Annotated in this window: 15 protein-coding genes; 8 read left to right on the top strand and 7 right to left on the bottom strand. The window is 68.5% G+C overall.

The genetic code is table 11. The features are described from left to right. Positions 1-14: 14 nt before the first annotated feature. Genes Q7514_RS19915 through Q7514_RS19890 form a run of 6 tightly spaced genes read left to right on the top strand, consistent with a single transcriptional unit; the run spans position 15 to position 7,311 of the window. On the top strand, positions 15-893 hold the full coding sequence (locus tag Q7514_RS19915) for a shikimate dehydrogenase (protein WP_330134992.1): 879 nt from the start codon (positions 15-17) through the stop codon (positions 891-893). Further along, the gene (locus tag Q7514_RS19910; RefSeq protein ID WP_330134991.1) at positions 890-2,848 is read left to right on the top strand and encodes an oxidoreductase; all 1,959 of its coding nucleotides are present in this window, start codon (positions 890-892) and stop codon (positions 2,846-2,848) included. The genes Q7514_RS19915 and Q7514_RS19910 overlap by 4 nt, the downstream gene beginning before the upstream one ends. Further along, a complete protein-coding gene (locus Q7514_RS19905; protein ID WP_330134990.1) occupies positions 2,845-3,684 on the top strand; it encodes an aldo/keto reductase in 840 nt (279 codons plus the stop codon). Before Q7514_RS19910 ends, Q7514_RS19905 begins: the two co-directional genes overlap by 4 nt. Further along, complete coding sequence (locus tag Q7514_RS19900; RefSeq protein WP_330135030.1) at positions 3,681-4,766, top strand: Gfo/Idh/MocA family protein; 1,086 nt, start codon at positions 3,681-3,683, stop codon at positions 4,764-4,766. Before Q7514_RS19905 ends, Q7514_RS19900 begins: the two co-directional genes overlap by 4 nt. Beyond that, positions 4,766-6,490: an FAD-dependent oxidoreductase gene (locus Q7514_RS19895; protein ID WP_330134989.1), complete on the top strand. Its 1,725-nt coding sequence runs from the start codon at positions 4,766-4,768 to the stop codon at positions 6,488-6,490. The genes Q7514_RS19900 and Q7514_RS19895 overlap by 1 nt, the downstream gene beginning before the upstream one ends. After that, positions 6,487-7,311 (top strand): sugar phosphate isomerase/epimerase family protein, encoded by an 825-nt coding sequence (locus Q7514_RS19890; RefSeq protein WP_330134988.1) that lies wholly within the window; start codon positions 6,487-6,489, stop codon positions 7,309-7,311. The genes Q7514_RS19895 and Q7514_RS19890 overlap by 4 nt, the downstream gene beginning before the upstream one ends. Positions 7,312-7,331: 20 nt before the next feature. On the opposite strand, the gene Q7514_RS19885 is transcribed toward Q7514_RS19890, so the two are convergent. From Q7514_RS19885 to Q7514_RS19875, 3 genes are all read right to left on the bottom strand, one after another. Beyond that, complete coding sequence (locus tag Q7514_RS19885) at positions 7,332-8,504, bottom strand: MFS transporter (RefSeq protein WP_330134987.1); 1,173 nt, start codon at positions 8,502-8,504, stop codon at positions 7,332-7,334. Between the two features lie 3 nt (positions 8,505-8,507). Next, the gene (locus Q7514_RS19880) at positions 8,508-8,900 is read right to left on the bottom strand and encodes a hypothetical protein (RefSeq protein WP_330134986.1); all 393 of its coding nucleotides are present in this window, start codon (positions 8,898-8,900) and stop codon (positions 8,508-8,510) included. Between the two features lie 100 nt (positions 8,901-9,000). Continuing rightward, positions 9,001-10,164, bottom strand: a complete 1,164-nt coding sequence (locus tag Q7514_RS19875) for an RNA-guided endonuclease InsQ/TnpB family protein (RefSeq protein ID WP_330134985.1) — start codon at positions 10,162-10,164, stop codon at positions 9,001-9,003. A 133-nt stretch (positions 10,165-10,297) separates the two neighbouring features. Between Q7514_RS19875 and Q7514_RS19870 the strand changes: the two genes are divergently transcribed. Both Q7514_RS19870 and Q7514_RS19865 read left to right on the top strand, forming a co-directional pair. Then, a complete protein-coding gene (locus tag Q7514_RS19870) occupies positions 10,298-12,010 on the top strand; it encodes an ABC transporter ATP-binding protein (RefSeq protein WP_330134984.1) in 1,713 nt (570 codons plus the stop codon). After that, complete coding sequence (locus tag Q7514_RS19865) at positions 12,007-13,797, top strand: ABC transporter ATP-binding protein (RefSeq protein WP_330134983.1); 1,791 nt, start codon at positions 12,007-12,009, stop codon at positions 13,795-13,797. The genes Q7514_RS19870 and Q7514_RS19865 overlap by 4 nt, the downstream gene beginning before the upstream one ends. Here Q7514_RS19865 and Q7514_RS19860 read toward each other — a convergent pair. The 4 genes from Q7514_RS19860 to rpsN form a co-directional block, all read right to left on the bottom strand. Then, positions 13,786-14,712 carry an AEC family transporter gene (locus tag Q7514_RS19860; protein ID WP_132472188.1) on the bottom strand — a complete coding sequence of 309 codons (927 nt, stop codon included), beginning with the start codon at positions 14,710-14,712 and terminating at the stop codon, positions 13,786-13,788. The genes Q7514_RS19865 and Q7514_RS19860 overlap by 12 nt on opposite strands. A gap of 91 nt (positions 14,713-14,803) precedes the next feature. After that, on the bottom strand, positions 14,804-15,667 hold the full coding sequence (locus tag Q7514_RS19855) for a DUF559 domain-containing protein (RefSeq protein WP_330134982.1): 864 nt from the start codon (positions 15,665-15,667) through the stop codon (positions 14,804-14,806). Between the two features lie 178 nt (positions 15,668-15,845). Further along, positions 15,846-16,103: a 30S ribosomal protein S18 gene (gene rpsR, locus Q7514_RS19850; RefSeq protein ID WP_054719669.1), complete on the bottom strand. Its 258-nt coding sequence runs from the start codon at positions 16,101-16,103 to the stop codon at positions 15,846-15,848. A gap of 10 nt (positions 16,104-16,113) precedes the next feature. Then, the gene (rpsN, locus tag Q7514_RS19845) at positions 16,114-16,419 is read right to left on the bottom strand and encodes a 30S ribosomal protein S14 (protein ID WP_330134981.1); all 306 of its coding nucleotides are present in this window, start codon (positions 16,417-16,419) and stop codon (positions 16,114-16,116) included. Positions 16,420-16,421 lie beyond the last annotated feature (2 nt).

Here is a 16,421-nt window from a genome sequence, read left to right as displayed (position 1 = left end):
ACAGGAGCACCATAGTGTCCCCCGCGCACCGTATCGCGCTGGTCGGCGCCGGAATCGGCTCGTCGCTGTCGCCGGCCCTGCACACGCACGAAGCCGTCGAGCTCGGTCTCGGCAACTACCGCTACGACCTGGTCGACCTCGACGCCGAGAACCTCGACGTCGCCGACACCGCCGACGTCGTCCGCAAAGCAGTCCGCGACGGCCGTACCGGGTTGAACGTCACACATCCCTGCAAACAGCTCGTCATTCCCGCCCTCGACGACCTGTCGGACAACGCGCGGCTGCTGGGTGCCGTCAACACCGTAGTGGTGGACGACGGCCGGTTGATCGGTCACAACACCGATCACAGCGGGTTCCTCACCGCGCTGCAGCGCGGACTGCCCGGGGCCGACCTGGACACGGTGCTGCTCGTGGGTGCCGGCGGCGCAGGCTCGGCGGTCGCTTACGCGCTCGGCGGCGCCGGCGTGAAGGACATGCGCATCGCAGACGTCGACCCCGACCGCGCCGCGGATGTGTGCTCCCGCGTCTCGGACGCCTTCCCCGTCCGGGCAACACCGCTCGCGGTCGCGGACATCCCCGCCGCACTGCCGGAGTGCCGGGGCGTCGTCAACGCCACCCCGATCGGCATGACCGGTCACCCCGGCACCCCGTTCGACACCGCCGCGCTGCGCCCCGACCTGTGGGTCGCCGACATCGTCTACCGGCCGTTGCGGACCGAGCTGATCGCTGCGGCCATCCGCACCGGATGCGACGTGCTCGACGGCGGACAGATGCTGGTGGCGCAGGCCGCCGATACCTTCGCGCTGCTGACCGGGGTCACCCCCGACCCCGGACGCATGCGCGGCCACCTCGACGAACTGATCGAGGACAGCCTCACCAAGGAGATTCGATGAACACCCCCGCATTCGCCCGGCCACTCGACCTGGGCCCGGTGCGTCTGCGCAACCGATTCGTGTCGGCACCGATGGAACGCAACTACTGCGCCGCGGACGGCACCATGACCGACGAGTACATCGCCTACCTCGAACAGCGCGCCGCCGGCGGAGCGGCCCTCGTCTTCACCGAAGCCGCCTACGTGCGGGCCGACGGCAAGGGCCGTATCCGGCAGATGGGCGTCGACGACGACGATCGCATTCCCGGCATCGCCCGCATGGCCGGGGCAGTGCACGCGTACGGCGCGCTCGTCGGCGTGGAACTCAACCACGGCGGCCGCACTGCACAGGGCGCCGTCAGCGGATTCGTTCCCGTCGCACCCACCCCCATCCCGTGCATGGTCGTCGGTGGCGAGATGCCCGAGCAGCTCGACGACGACGACATCGAGCACATCATCGAGTGTTTCGGCGAGGCCGCCGCGCGCTGCGCGCAGGCAGGAGTCGACGTGTTGTCGCTGCACGGTGGCCACGGATATCTCATCCATCAGTTCCTCTCGCCCGCCTACAACAAGCGCGACGACAAGTGGGCCGATCCCACCCTGTTCGTCAACCGTGTCATCGACGCCGTGCGTACCGCGGCGCCCGACCTGGCACTCGGCATCCGCTTCTCTGCCTTCGAAGGTGTCGAGGGTGGTCTCGATGCCGACACCACCCGCGCCCGCCTCGACGCGATCGACACGCGCCGCCTCGACTTCCTTGACGTGTCGGCCGGCAATTACGAAGCGGGACAGTGGATCATCCAGCCCGGCGAGTGGGCTCGCGGCCTGCTCGCACCCTACGCAGAGCAGTACACTCGCGACTTCGACATTCCCGTCGGTGTCGCCGGTCGCATCAGCACCCCCGAATCGGCCGAGGAGATCATCGTCTCCGGCCAGGCAGATTTCGTGTCCATGGCCCGCACGCTGCACGCCGACCCGGACTTCCCGAACCGTGCGATCGCCGGGACCCGCTACCGCCCGTGCATCGCGTGCAACTACTGCATCGACAGCCTCGCCGCCGGCGCGGTGCCGTGCTCGGTGAACCCTTGGGTCGGACGCGAACTCGACCAGCCCACCGCACCCGCCGGCGTGCCGGCACGGGTCGTGGTGATCGGTGGCGGACCGGCCGGTCTGTCGGTGGCACGCGAACTCGCCGTCGCGGGCCATCAGGTGGATGTCTACGACGAACGTGACGGCCTCGGAGGAGATTTCGCGCTCGCATCTGATCTCCACGAATACCCGGAATATGGACGGATCGTGGACTGGTACCTCGCCGAACTCGCCGAGCTTCCGGTGACCTGCCACACCGGCGTGACCGTGGACGCCCAGACGCTCGCAGCGCTCGATTTCGACGCGATCGTGCTGGCCACCGGCGGACGCGGCCCGGTCCTCGACGTGCCCGGCCTGGACTCCCGCCGCGTCCGCGACGTTCGGGAGTTCCTGTGCTCCGGCGATCCGGCCCCCGAGGCGATCACCATCTTCGGCGCCGACCGCGAGGCCGCTGCTGTCGCCGACGATCTGCTGCAGCGCGGCACGACCGTCGTCATGATCGGCCCGCAGGAAACGATCGCTCACGACGTGGGACGCCGCGCCAAGATCGTCCTGCTGCCGCGCCTGGACGCCGCGGAGCACTTCACCGCGCACCTGTCGTCGACCATCGCTCGCATCGAGACCGACCGGGTGGTGATCTCCACGAACGGTGAACAGCGCACCGTCGACGCACCGGGCGAACTGCTCGTCTCGCAGGGCATCGAACCCCGCGCCGACCTGCTCGCCGACCTGCGGCGTTTCGCCCCGCGGCTCGGTGTGTACAGCGTGGGTGACGCGAGCGGCGACGGCGGATCCATTCACGCCGCGAACGTCACCGCCGCCGATGTGGCCGTCCGCATCACCGCCGAGGCAGCCCGCGCTACCACCCGCATGGAGGTTTCCGCATGACCACCGACACCACCCCGGTCACGACGCGCGATGCCGTGCGCGCAGCGCTGCCTCCGATCGGTCTGGGAACCTGGCCGCTTGTCGGGGACGATGCCACCCGCGCCGTGCTCGCCGGGATCGACGCCGGATACCGGCTGATCGATACCGCCACGGTCTACGAGAACGAGGATGCAGTCGGCGCCGGCCTCGCCACCTGCGGAGTGCCCCGCGACGAGCTGTTCGTCACCACGAAACTTCGCGGCAGCGACCACGTGTCCGGCGACATCCGCGGCGCCGTCGAGCGCAGCCTCACCCGCCTGCGCCTCGACTACCTCGACCTGTTCCTCATCCACTGGCCGCTGCCGCGACTCGACAAGTACTCGGCGGCCTTCGCGGCGATGCTCGAGTGCCGCGAGGCCGGGCTGATCCGGTTCGTGGGCGTCTCGAACTTCCTCGAACACCACCTGCGCCGCGTCATCGACGACACCGGAGAAGCACCCGCCGTCAACCAGATCCAGATGGACCCCACCCTGGCGCGGGTGCCGGTGCGTAGGGCACACGACGAGCTCGGGGTGTTCACCCAGTCGTGGAGCCCGCTCGGTCGCGGCGACACCCTCGGCGACCCGGTGGTCACCGGGATCGCCGAGCGGCTCGGGCACACACCCGCGCAGGTGATCCTCGCGTGGCACCGCGCGCACGGCGTGGTCCCGGTCGCGCGGTCGGCGAACCCGCAGCGGCAGGCCGAGAACCTGGCTGCGACGGAGGTGCGACTCGACGCCGCCGACATCGTGGCGCTCGATGCCCTCGATCGCGGTGAGAACGCCGCGCGCGACGTCGAACGAGAGGAGCACTTCTGATGCTGCGTGCGGGAATCGTCGGGTGCGGGCGTATCGCCGGCAACCACGCCCGAGCCCTGCAGAACAGTCCCGGCGTCGAGGTGATCGGCTGCTGCGACGCCGACCTCGACCGGGCTCGCGCCTTCGCCGCGGAATTCGGTCTGCCGCATTCGGTGTCGTCCACGGCAGAGCTGTTCGCGCTCGGTCTGGACGCGTGCACCGTGTGCACGCCGCATCCGGTGCACGAGGAGATCGTCGTCGCCGCCGCGGAGGCGGGCATCCACGTGCTGTGCGAGAAGCCCATCGCCGGGACCGTCGCGGCGGCGGACCGCATGATCGACGCCACCGACCGTGCCGGTGTCACGCTCGGGGTGTTGTTCCAGCGACGGTTCTGGCCGGCGGCGCGCCGCATCAAGGCGGCGATCGACGACGGCCGGATCGGGCAGCCCGTGCTCGGGGAGGCGTCGGTGCTTCTGCACCGACCGTCCACCTACTATTCGGCCGACCCGTGGCGCGGCCGGTGGGACACCGACGGCGGTGGCGTGCTCATGACGCAGGCCGTGCACCAGATCGACATGCTGCAGTGGTTCATGGGTGAACCCGTCCGGGTCACCGGTGTCATCGGTACCCGCTTCCACGGCGACCACATCGAAACCGAGGACGCCGCCTCCGCTGTCGTGACGTTCGAGTCCGGGGGATCGGCGACGATCACCGCCACCACCGGCGTCAACCACAACCTCGGCAACCGCGTCACCGTCATCGGGTCCGCCGGGGCGGTCGCGAGCGTCCTCGAGTTCCCGGAGGGCCGCGAAGGCGTCAACGAACTGTGGACCGTCCCAGGCGAATTGGGGTTCCGCGCCCCCTACGACCCGGAGGTACACGCCAACCTCGACGTCGGCGCCGTCAACGCCGGCCTCACCGATTTCCACACCCTGCAGGTGCAGGACTTCGCCGACGCTGTGCGCACCGGTCGACCGCCGGCCGTGACCGGGCGCGACGCCCGCACCTCCCTCGCCGTCGTCGAAGCCGTCTACGAGTCGGCTCGCACCGGCCGGCCCGTCGACCTCGCACCCACACCCGTACTCGCATCCGAGGAGCAGTGATGAATCCCGCTACATCCACCGACAATTACGACGTCGTCGTCGTCGGCTCCGGCGCCGGTGGCCTGGCCACCGCGGTCGCCGCGGCCCACGGTGGTGCGTCCGTGCTGGTGGTCGAGAAGGCCGGCGTGTGCGGTGGTGCCACCGCGTGGTCGGGTGGCTGGATCTGGGCTCCTCGCAACCTGTTCGCGCACGCCGACGGTGTCGATGAGCCGCGTGAGCTGCCCGGCACCTACCTGGAGCACCGGCTCGGCGACAACTTCGACGCCGTCAAGGTCGACGCACTGCTCGACGGTGCCCCCGAGATGGTCGAGTTCTTCGAGACGAAGACCGCGCTGCAGTTCGTGCCAGGCGCCGGCATCGCCGACATCCACGGCAACACCCCCGGCGCCGGAACCGGGCACCGTTCCGTCGGGCCCAAGCCGGTGAACCTGCGCAAGCTCGGCCCCGAGGTGGCGCGCCTGCTGCGCCGGCAGCTGTACGAGACGTCGTTCCTCGGCATGGGCATCATGGCCGGCCCGGATCTGCAGGCGTTCCTGCACTCCACCCGGTCACCGAAGGCCTTCGTGCACTGTGCGCGGCGGGTGTCGACGCACATGTTCGACCTCGTCACCAAGCGTCGCGGTCAGCAGCTGGTGAACGGCACCGCGCTCGTCGGCCGGTTGCTGCGTTCCGCGCTCGATGCCGGCGTCGAGATCCGGGTGAACACCTCGGCGACCGCCCTCGTCACCGACGAGAGCGGTGCGGTCACCGGGGTTCGCCTCGAGGGGACGGACAGCGCGTACTCCGTCACCGCGCGCCGTGGTGTCGTACTCGCGACCGGCGGGTTCACCCACGACCTCGACCGGGTGAAGGAACTGTTCCCGCGCACCCCCACGGGCCGGGAGCACTGGACGCTGACCCCGCCGACCACCACCGGTGACGGCATCACCCTCGGCGAGTCCGTCGGTGGTCGGCTGGACCGGTCCGGCGCCTCCCCGGTCGCGTACTGCCCGGTGTCGCTGGTGAAGTACCGCAACGGCAAGGAGGGTGTGTTCCCGCACATCATGGACCGCGGCAAGCCCGGTGTGATCGGTGTGCTCGCAGACGGCCACCGGTTCGTCAACGAGGCCCTCGGCTACCACGACTACACGCTCGGCATGATGAAGAATGTCCCGGAAGGGCAGGAGGTGTGCTCCTGGCTGATCGCCGATGCCCGCTACATGCGGTACCTGCCGCTCGGGTTCGCGAAGCCGCTGCCGATTCCGCTGTTCCCGTACGTCCGGTCCGGGTATCTGTCCAAGGGCTCGACGATCCGCGAGCTCGCCGAGAAGATCGGTGTCGACCCGGGCGGGCTGGAGAAGACCGTCAGCGCCTTCAACGAGGGTGCCCGCGAGGGTGTGGACCCCGAGTTCGACCGGGGCACAACCCCGTTCGCGCAGCGTTCCGGTGACACCGCGAATCCGTGGCCGAACCCGTCGCTCGCGCCGCTGGAGAAGGGTCCGTACTACGCCGTGAAGGTGGTGCCGGGCAGCTTCGGTACCTTCGCCGGCCTGGTCACCGACGTCCGCTCGCAGGTGCTGGACACGAAGGACCAGCCCATCGGTGGCCTCTACGCCGTCGGTGTCGACCAGGCATCCGTGATGGGCGGGCACTACCCGTCGGGCGGCATCAATCTCGGCCCCGCCATGACCTTCGGCTACCTCACCGGTCGCCGCCTCGCCTCGACCCCAGGAGATCACCGATGACCGCACCGCTGGGGCTTGCTGCCCTCACCGTCCTCGACATCGCGCCGCTGCATCATGTCGAGCTCGCCGAACAGCACGGTTTCGACACCATCGGTCTGCGTCTGCTCCCGGCCGCGCCGGGCACCATCGCGTACCCGCTGCACGAGAACCGGGTTGCACTCGACACACTGATCAGGCGGCTCGACGACTCACCGGTCGACGTGTTCGATCTCGAGATCATCCGCATCGGTGAGGATTTCGATGCCGCCGCGTATGTGCCGATGCTCGAAGCGGGCACGCGGCTGGGCGCCCGCGCCGTGCTCGTGGGCGGGGACGACCCGGACCGTGGACGGCTGACCGACTCGTACGCCGAGCTCGCGCAGCTGTGCGCGCAGTACGGGATTGTCGCGAGCCTCGAGTTCATGCCGTGGACAGCCGTGCCCGACGCGAAGGCCGCGGTCGAGATCGTGTCACAGGCCGACGGCCCGGCCCGCAGCGTTCTCGTCGACGCGCTGCACGTCGGACGGTCCACGACGTCCCTCGACGACCTGGCCGCGATTCCGCGGGAATGGCTGCACTATGCGCAGATGTGCGACGGGTCGGTGCCCGCCCCGACCGACGACGCCGAACTGATCCGGCACGCTCGTGAAGAACGACTCGTACCTGGGACGGGGGGCATCGATCTCCCCGCGATCTGGGCGACGCTGCCCGAGCATCTGCCGGTGAGCATCGAGCTACCGAATGAAGCGCTTCGTCGGGCAGCGGGTACCGGGCCGTGGCTCGATCGGCTGGCGGCCGCGACAAGGGACATACTCGCGGCGGTGCCGTCGGCCTGCCACTGAATCGCTGCTCCCGGGCCGCGTCAGCTGCGCAAGGCGCGCCACGTCGAGGTGGCGGCGGCGGACAGCAGCGCCGCCGTCACCCAGAACACCGAGGCGACCCCCGCGACACCGGCGACCGCGCCCGCCGCGAGTGGCACCGCGACCTGCCCGAGACGGTTGCCCGTCAGCCGCACCGCCAGCGCCGACGCCCGATCCGATGGCGCGACCAGTTCGACGACCCACGTCATCGTCAGCGGCTGGCCCACGCCCCAGAACACTCCGCACACTGCGAGCAGCACCCCGATCACCCACGGGTTCGGCACCAGAGGAATCAGCGCGACCGGCACGATCGTGCCTGCGGTCGCCGACAACAACAATTGCCGCCGCGGGATCCGGCGCAACGCCCACGGCAGCAGCGCGCGGGAGACTATCGACGCGACCGTGCGCGCGGTGAGCAGCACCGACACCAGTAGCACCCCGAAGCCGAACTGCTCTCCGAGCAGCGGTAGGTACACCACGATGAGGTCGACGGAGGCCAGCACGATGAGACTCGACAGCATCGCCGGTTTCATGCCGGGCGTGGCGAGCATCGAGCGAACCGACTGGGGTGGACCGTCCTTCGCGGTGCGCCCGGATCCGGGCGGTTCTCGCAGCCCGATGACGAACGGCAATGCGAGCGCGGCCAGCACCGTCATCGCGATGAGCGCACCCGTGGTCTCGACGGCGCCGTCGCCGGTGCTGTGTGTCGCGGCGATCATGCCCGCGACCGGCACTCCCACGGCCTGCCCGATCGACACGCCGAGGGTGATCCCGGCGAATCCGCGGTCGAGCTCGCCCGGCGGCGACAGGATCGAGACGAACGCCTGACCGGAGACGGTGACGAGCAGTTGGCCGAGTCCGAGCACGATATTGCCGAGCCCCAGCACCAGCAGGCCGGAACTGAGCGCGATCAGGCCGACACCCAGGGTGGACACGACGATGCCCCCGCGCAGGATCACCGTGGCATGGCCGCGGTCGACGGCGCGCCCCATCCGGACCGCTGCGAGCAACGGCACGATCGCGTACAGGGCGGTGACCATGCCGATCGTCGCGGCGTCGCCGCCGAGAGCGAGGATCCGGTACGACACGAGCACGCGCACCGACTGGAATGCTGCGTGCAGCAGCGCGGTGGAGATGCAGAGATAGAACAGCCAGTGGCGTGGAGGAGACTGCATCGATCAGGAGGCGGTGACCACTCGATCCCCGAGCGGCGATTGCAACGGCACCTCGACCGTTCCGAACACCGCGACCATGATGCACATGCTGTCCTGCGCCTCCGGCAGGGTGCCGCCCGTCAGCGACACTGTCACGACGTCGTCGGTCTCGGTCACGGTCGGGTCGACGCCGAAGCATTCCGGGGTTCCGGTCTCGAAATGCAGGGAGAGCCGGTCGTCGCCGACACGTGAGAACGACGTGATGGTCAGCGGGTGCGCCTCGACAATGTCGGGTCGCGCCGAGAAGACCGTGGCTCCCGCCGGTTCGGGACTCTCCGGTAGCGGTTCGACGTCGGGTGGAGTCGAGCCGCATGCGGCGGCGAGGAGGCAGCAGGCGAGAAGCACAACAGGACGCATGCGTTCCACCGTAGGCGTGCCACGTGGCAATGTGTGTAGCCGCGCACGACGACGGAGGACCTTAACGTCTCTCCTGTCCTGTTGGCAGGAGATTTCCAGCTCAGACCGCACCCGAACCACCACCCGAAGGAGGCGGACCCCAGTGACCTACGTCGTCGACACCGGTGTGGCCACGCTCCGCCACAGCCAGAATCACTCTGGCAGCGTTCCGATCCCGACACGCGGTATGACCGCATGCCCAGCACCGGAAGACTCGTTCAGCGAGTTCGAGGGGCTGCTTGGCTCTCGCGAAACACCCCGAACACGTCATCGTCGTATACGCGGGCCGCACCAACACCACCTTCCGGCCGGCCCGCCTACCGCGTTCGACAAGTTCCCGCTTCATGGTCGCGACCGCCGCATCCGCAGCCTTGCGCGCCATGTTCGATTTCGCCAGGAACTTGGGTTTGAAATCCTCCACCGCCAACAACTGATGCTCGTCGACAACCCGCTTGGCCCAGGCTCGTCCGTCGTGCCGGTTCTGCCGGGCCGCTTTCTTGTGCACCTTCGCCGCCTGTTTTCGGGCCCGCTGGTAGCCCTTCGACGGCGCCTGCCCTTTCCCACGCCGGCGTCGCGCCATCCGTTTCTGGGATTTCGCCAACTCCGCAGAGCACCGTTTCCGATATTCGGCATGCGGCAGATCGAACTGCTCATCGGTGGCCGTCGCGGTCTGCGTGACACCCCAGTCGATCCCCACACGACTGTCCTCCTCAACGGCAGGGATCAGCTGTCTCTCGCGGGTCACCACAAACGACGCCCACCAATGGCCGAGCGAGTCACGCGTGATGCGCACACTCGACGGCTCCGACGGCAAGTCACGGGACCACACCACCGGTATCGTCACACCTTTGGGCAACACCAACTGCTCGTCGCGGATCCGGAAACCGCGGCGGGTGTATTCGAGCGACGGCAACGCCTTTTTCCGCGCCTTGTAGCGGGGACGACCGCGGCCTTTGACGGTGAACGAGGCATCCAACGCCTGCGCGTAGGTGCGGAGCATCTGCTGCTGCGCGACCTGAGAACCCTCCCACAACCACGACGAACGGGCGCGGGTCTCGGTCAGCATGGTGCCCAGTTTCGTGAAGTTCGGTTTCCGGCCGGTCTTCTGTTGGTGGACGGCTTCGTTCCACAAAAATCGGCAACGGTGCCATTCCTCGATCAGGGCACGTTCGGCGAGCGCACCCGGCCGCAGCCGGTACTTGTAACGCACCACCTCGGTCCCCATGCCCGGCACCATAACCGCACCCACCGACACGGTGTGCTCGGTCCGACACGGTTACTCCACGCAGCCCACCTTTTGGAAGGAGGACGGCGCTTCCTCTCCCCGTGAACGAGGGAGCATCCGCGCCGAATAATAGATGAAGCTGCCAGTCTTTTTCGACCCGCCGCCCCAGGCGATGCCGACGCCCGAGGTCGTCGTCGACGATACGACCACACCCCGCCGCTTCACGGTGCTCACGATGCTGGCGGCGAAGAAGTGGACGACCCCGGCCGCCTTGCTCGTCGCGCTCCACCAGGTGTGTGAAGCGCTGGTGCCCGTCGTCATGGGGCAGGCCATCGACCGGGCTGTCGCGACCAGGGATTTCGATGCGCTGTGGCGCTGGTTGCTCGTCCTCGCTGCGGTATTCGCGGTCCTGACGGTTGCGGCACGCTTCGGTGGACGTATCGGGCAGTCCGGCATGCTCGCGGTGCAGCACCGGATGCGCACACGCGTGACCGACAGGATCCTCGACGTGCGCGGAGTCGGTGGCCCGCAGCGCACTCCCGGCGACATGCTGAACATCGCGACCTCGGATGTCGAACAGCTTGCCCGCGGCATCGCCGTCATGGTGTACCCGATCGGGCACGTCGCCGCGGTCGTGTTCGGTGCCGTCATTCTGGTGAGCGTGTCGTGGCCGCTCGGGTTGGCGATCCTCATCGGGGCGCCCGTGATTCTGTGGCTGCTCGACAAGGGCTCCGGTCCGTTGCGGCGGCGCAGCTTCGAGGAACAGAAGGTCGCGGGAGCGGCAGCAGGTACCGCCACCGACCTCGTCACCGGCATCCGCGTGGTCAAGGGCATCGGCGCCGACGCGGAGGCGTCGCGACGATACGTCGGCGCGAGCCGCCGAGCACTCGACGGCGTACTCCGTTCGGCGCGCGCCGAGGGCGCCTACATCGCCACCATGGAATTCGCGTCGGGCCTGCTCATCGTCGGTGTCGCGGTGGCTGCGGGCGCGATGGCGGTCACCGGTTCGCTGAGCATCGGGCAGCTCATCACCGTCGTCGGCGTGACGCAGGTGATCATGGGTCCGCTCGCTGCGCTCGGATCCAACATGGGTGCGGTGTGGGCGGCAGCAGTCGCCTCCGCGGAGCGGGTCCTGAGCGTCCTGCAGGCGCCACCCGCAGTCGCGACCGGTGATCTCGAAGCCCCGGGCGATGGCACCGTCGAATTCGAATCGCTCACGGTCGGGCATGTGCACGATCTGAATCTGACGATCGCCGCCGGTAAGTTCACCGTCGTCCATACCGACGCCGAGACCACCGCTGATCTCGTCGCCGTGCTCTCGCGGTCGCGTCACCCGGAACAAGGACGCGTCGTGGTGGGCGGCGTCGACCTGTTCGATCTGGGGAACGACGCGGCGCGACGCAGCGTGCGGGTGGTGCCGCACGCGTCGCACCTGTTCGAGGGCACTGTCGTGGACAACATCGCTGCGGGCGTACCGGACGCACCCGACGCCGATGCGAGGGTCACTCGTGCGGTGTTCGCCGCGGCGTGCGATGACGTCGCGCGGGTACTCCCCGCCGGTCTCGACACACCCGTCGGTGAGGCGGGCCGGCTGCTGTCCGGTGGACAGCGTCAACGCGTCTCGCTTGCACGCGCGCTCGCCGCGCCCGCAGAAGTGCTCGTGCTGGTCGACCCCACGACGGCCGTCGATTCCGTCACCGAGGCCACGATCGCCGAACGCCTACCCGAGCTTCGGCGCGGACGGACCACGGTGGTGTTCACGCGGTCGCCCGCGTTCACCGCGGCGGCCGACGACGTGCTCGAGCTGACCGGCCGTTCCTTCGCATCCACCGGGGAGAACCGATGACCACCACTTCTGTTCGTGCAGGTGAGCGGTTCCGGACCGCGGATGCGCGCGGCACCGTGCGTGTGGCGCGATCGGCGTTCGCGGGTAAGGGCCGCGTGGCCTTCGGTGTGTTCGTCGTGCTCGTGATCGGCGCGGCGGCGGGCCTGGTGACGCCCTGGGCGATGGGACGATCCGTCGACGTGGTGCTCGAGGGTGGCGACCTCACCGATATTGCGTGGCTCGCGGGGGCAATGGTCGTCGGAGTCATCGTATTCGCGGTGTTGAGCGGCCTCGGACTGATGCTCACCTCGCAGCTGTTCGAGACCGGCCTGGCGCGCTTGCGCGAACGCATGCTCGCGGCGGCGATGCGTCTGCCGCTGGCCCGGATCGAATCGGCGGGCAGCGGCGACCTGGTGTCGCGTGCGACCGACGATGTGGCCCAGGTGAGCTCCGCGATCCGTGAGGCCGCGCCGGCGATCTCCGGCGCGTTGTTCACCGTCGTACTCACGATGCTCGGCCTCGCGGTACTGGACTGGCGGTTCCTGATCGTGCTCATCGTGGTGTTGCCGGTCCACTACCTGGGCGCGCGCATGTACACGCGGGATGCCCCACCGATCTACCAGCAGTCACGAGTGGCAATGGGGGAGCGCGCTCACCACGTGCTCGGCGGAATCCGGGGCCTGCCGACGGTGCACGCGTTCGATCTCGGTCCGGCACTGGCCGGTCCGATCGACGAGCATTCGTGGTGGGTGGCGCGGTGGGAGTTGCGGGCCCGGATCGTCGTCAACCGTCTGTTCGGGCGAGTCAATCTCGCCGAGTTCCTCGGAATGGCCTCGATCCTGTTCGTCGGCTTCCTTCTTGTCGACAGCGATGCCATCACCGTCGGTGTCACGACCACCGCGATGCTGTTCTTCCTGCGTCTGTTCGGTCCGCTCGGGCAGCTGCTGATGGTGATGGACTCGTTGCAGAGTGGTCTCGCGTCCCTGTCGCGGATCGCGGGTCTGATCGAGGAGTGCGAAGAGTACGAGGACGCCGACCGCGAGCACACGGACGCGCCGGAGCCGGTGGGCCGTGTACTCGTCGCGCGCGACGTGCATTTCGGCTACGACACCGGACCGGAGATCGTGCACGGAGTGGATCTGAAGATCGGCGACGGCGAACACGTCGCGCTCGTCGGTGCCTCCGGGGCGGGGAAGACCACGTTCGCAGCGGTGCTTGCGGGTGTGCATCCGGCGAGCTCCGGGACCGTGACGTTCGGTGGGGTTCCGATCGGTGAACTGGGCGACGAGCGTCGCACCCGCGAGATCGCTCTCGTGACCCAGGAAGTGCACGTGTTTTCCGGATCGGTGCGCAACGATCTGCGGATGGCAGCGCCCGACGCGTCGGACGGCGAGCTCGTCGGCGTGCTCGAGAGGGTCGGCGCACACGGCTGGGTGTCGCGGCTGCCGTCGGGGCTCGACACCGAGGTGGGCTCGGGCGGCCACGTACTCACTCCGATGCAGGAACAGCAACTTGCACTGGCACGTCTGATCCTGCTCGATCCTGCATTGGTGATCCTCGACGAGGCCACCGCGGACGCCGGGTCGGCCGGTGCCGACGAACTCGAGGCGTCGGCCGAGGAAGCGCTGCGGGGACGAAGCGCACTGATCGTCGCTCATCGGCTGAGCCAAGCGGCGCGTGCCGACCGCATCGTTCTGATGGACGACGGCCGGATCGTCGAACAGGGCTCGCACGATGAATTGGTCGGTCGTGGCGGCAGGTATGCGCGCCTGTGGGCCGCGTGGTCGGTGGGCCGGTCAGGCGAGTAGGGCCGCGACCACGCCGAGTCCGGGGATCGCCGCGATCGTCGTGACGAGCGCCGCGTCGCGGGCGAGCACCATGCCGCGACCGTATGCGCTCGCGTAGACGAACACGCTCTGGGCGGTCGGCAGCATCGCGACGACGACCACCGCGAACAGTTCGGTGCCGTCGAGACCGAGCAGGTAGCGACCCATGGCCCACGCGAGCAGGGGTTGGACGACGATCTTGAGTACCGACGCGAGCGCGATGTCGCGCCTGGGGCTGGTGCCCTTCTGGAGAACTCGCACGCCCTGCAACGACAATCCGAACGCGAGGAGTGCGCCGGGTACCGACGCGCCGCCGAGTAGTTGGATCGGCTGCAGCAGCGCGTCGGGCACCTGCCACCCCGTTCCCGCGACGACGAGGCCCGCGGCGCCCGCGACGACGATCGGGTTCTTGAAGGGAGTGATGAGCGTTTCGAGCCGCGATATCCCCGGTCGCGCGGTGGACAGATCGAGTGCGGTGAGCGCGATGGGCGAGAGCACGATGATCTGGAAGAGCATCAGCGGTGCGACGAACGACGCGTCGCCGAGGACGAACACAGCGATCGGGATTCCGAGGTTGGCGGAGTTGACGTACCCGGAGGAGAGCGCACCGATCGTCAATTCGGGTACCGCGCGCTTCAACCACAGCCGCGCGATCACGAGGTAGATGATGGCCACGGCGAAGGCGGTGGCTGCGCCGACGTAGAGGTGTTCGGAGAAGATCGTCGACAGGTCGGAGGTCGCGAGGGCGTCGAACAACAATGCGGGAGTCGCGACGACGAACACGATGCGGCTGAGTACGGTCTGCGCCTCGGCGCCGAGCGTGCCGCGGCGGCCCAGCACGAAGCCGATTGCGATGATCACGAAGATCACAGTGAATCCCGAGATCACACCAGACATGGTTGCCCAGTCTAATGACCTGCTCCCGAGGCTCCGTCGAGTGTGCAGTTGTCGTCGCGATTGTCAGGTACACGCGACAACAAGTGCACGCTCAAACCGGAGCACCGGCGGCGCGAAGCCGGAGCCGGACCCTGTTCACGATCGACGCCGGTCGGCGTCGCAGCTGCTCGGAGTTCACCCGGATCATCGACCAGCCGAGCGACTCACACGCCTCGTAGCGCTCGATGTCCCGCGTGCGTTGCCGTTCGTCCGTCCAATGATGGATTCCGTCGTACTCGACGGCAGTCCGCCACTGTCGCCATCCCATATCGGCTCGCGCGAGTATCCGGGAGCCGTCGACGATCGGCACCTGCGTCTCGGGGACGGGAAGCCCGCCGCGGATGAGTAACAGCCGAACACGGGTCTCCGGAATCGACTCGGCTCCGGGGTCGACCTGACGGAGGACGTCGCCCAGCTGTGTGAGTCCGCGCTCGCGGGGATGACGCTCGGCGAGCTCGTGGATGTCGCAGGGAGTGAGGTGAGTGACACGGCACAACGCGTCGAGCTGGGCGATCGCATCGTCGGGGTCGAGCCATCGGCCCAGGTCGAATCCGGTCCGCGCCGGTGAGGTGACAGCCATCGAGTCGAGGTGACACACCTCGTCGTCGAGGAGAGTGTCGCCGTGGATCACGAGTCCTGCCGCGGCACGTCGGCTACCACTGCGGATGAGTTCGGCCGGCGCGCGCGTATCGATCCACTTGCACCCGTGCAGGGCAGCAGCCGACCGGCCGGCAAGTACGCCCCGGCGTCCCGACCACAGCCATGCTGCCTGCGCACGAAGTATCGGCGTCACCGACACTTTCGGATCGATATACACGCCCCGGTGTACCCGCCGAAAGCTCCGGAGCTGCCCCTGAGTCAACCGGCCCGCAGCCACCGCTTCGGTGCCGAGGAACGGAACGTCGAAATCCCCCACGGTCGAGACATTGCCCGATGTAGGCAGTTCGCGGAAGTGCCGATTCGCGCCCTGTGGATAACTTGATCGAGTGTGCACAACTCGGCGCGGAAACGTCCGAATCATGACGACAACTGCACACTCGACGACGAAGGCGCCCCTCCCGAATGTTCGGGAGGGGCGCCTTCGAGCGTGTGTCCTACTTGCTGCTGACGTAGGGCAGCAGAGCCATCTCGCGCGCGTTCTTGACGGCGATGGCGACCTCGCGCTGCTGCTGCGGGGTCAGGCCCGTGACGCGGCGGCTGCGGATCTTGCCGCGGTCGGAGATGAACGTGCGGAGCAGGTTCACATCCTTGTAATCGACGTGGTCGATCTTCGCCGCGAAGAGGGGGTTCTTCTTCGGCTTGCGGCCCTCGACGGCACGCGACTTCTTCGACGGTCCTCGTTTGACTGCCATGTTTCGCTCCTCACCAGCTCGACTTGTGGACGCCGGGCAACTCCCCGCGGTGGGCCATCTCGCGTACACGTACTCGCGAGAGCCCGAACTTACGCAGGTGGCCGCGTGGGCGACCGTCGGCAGCGTCTCGATTGCGCAATCGTACCGGACTGGCGTTGCGGGGCAGGCGCTGGAGGGCGGCCTGTGCTGAGGCGCGCTCCTCGTCGGTGCTCGTCGGTCTGCGGATCGTGTCCTTCAGCGCTGCGCGACGCTCGGCGTAGCGCGCGACGACCAGCTTGCGCTGTTCGTTGCGGGCGATCTTGGACTTCTTGGCCACAG

This window comes from Rhodococcus artemisiae, assembly GCF_036327795.1.
Classification (GTDB): domain Bacteria; phylum Actinomycetota; class Actinomycetes; order Mycobacteriales; family Mycobacteriaceae; genus Rhodococcus; species Rhodococcus artemisiae.
The sequence above is the reverse complement of the archived record's forward strand: the minus strand, read 5'-3'. Positions and strand labels throughout refer to the sequence as shown.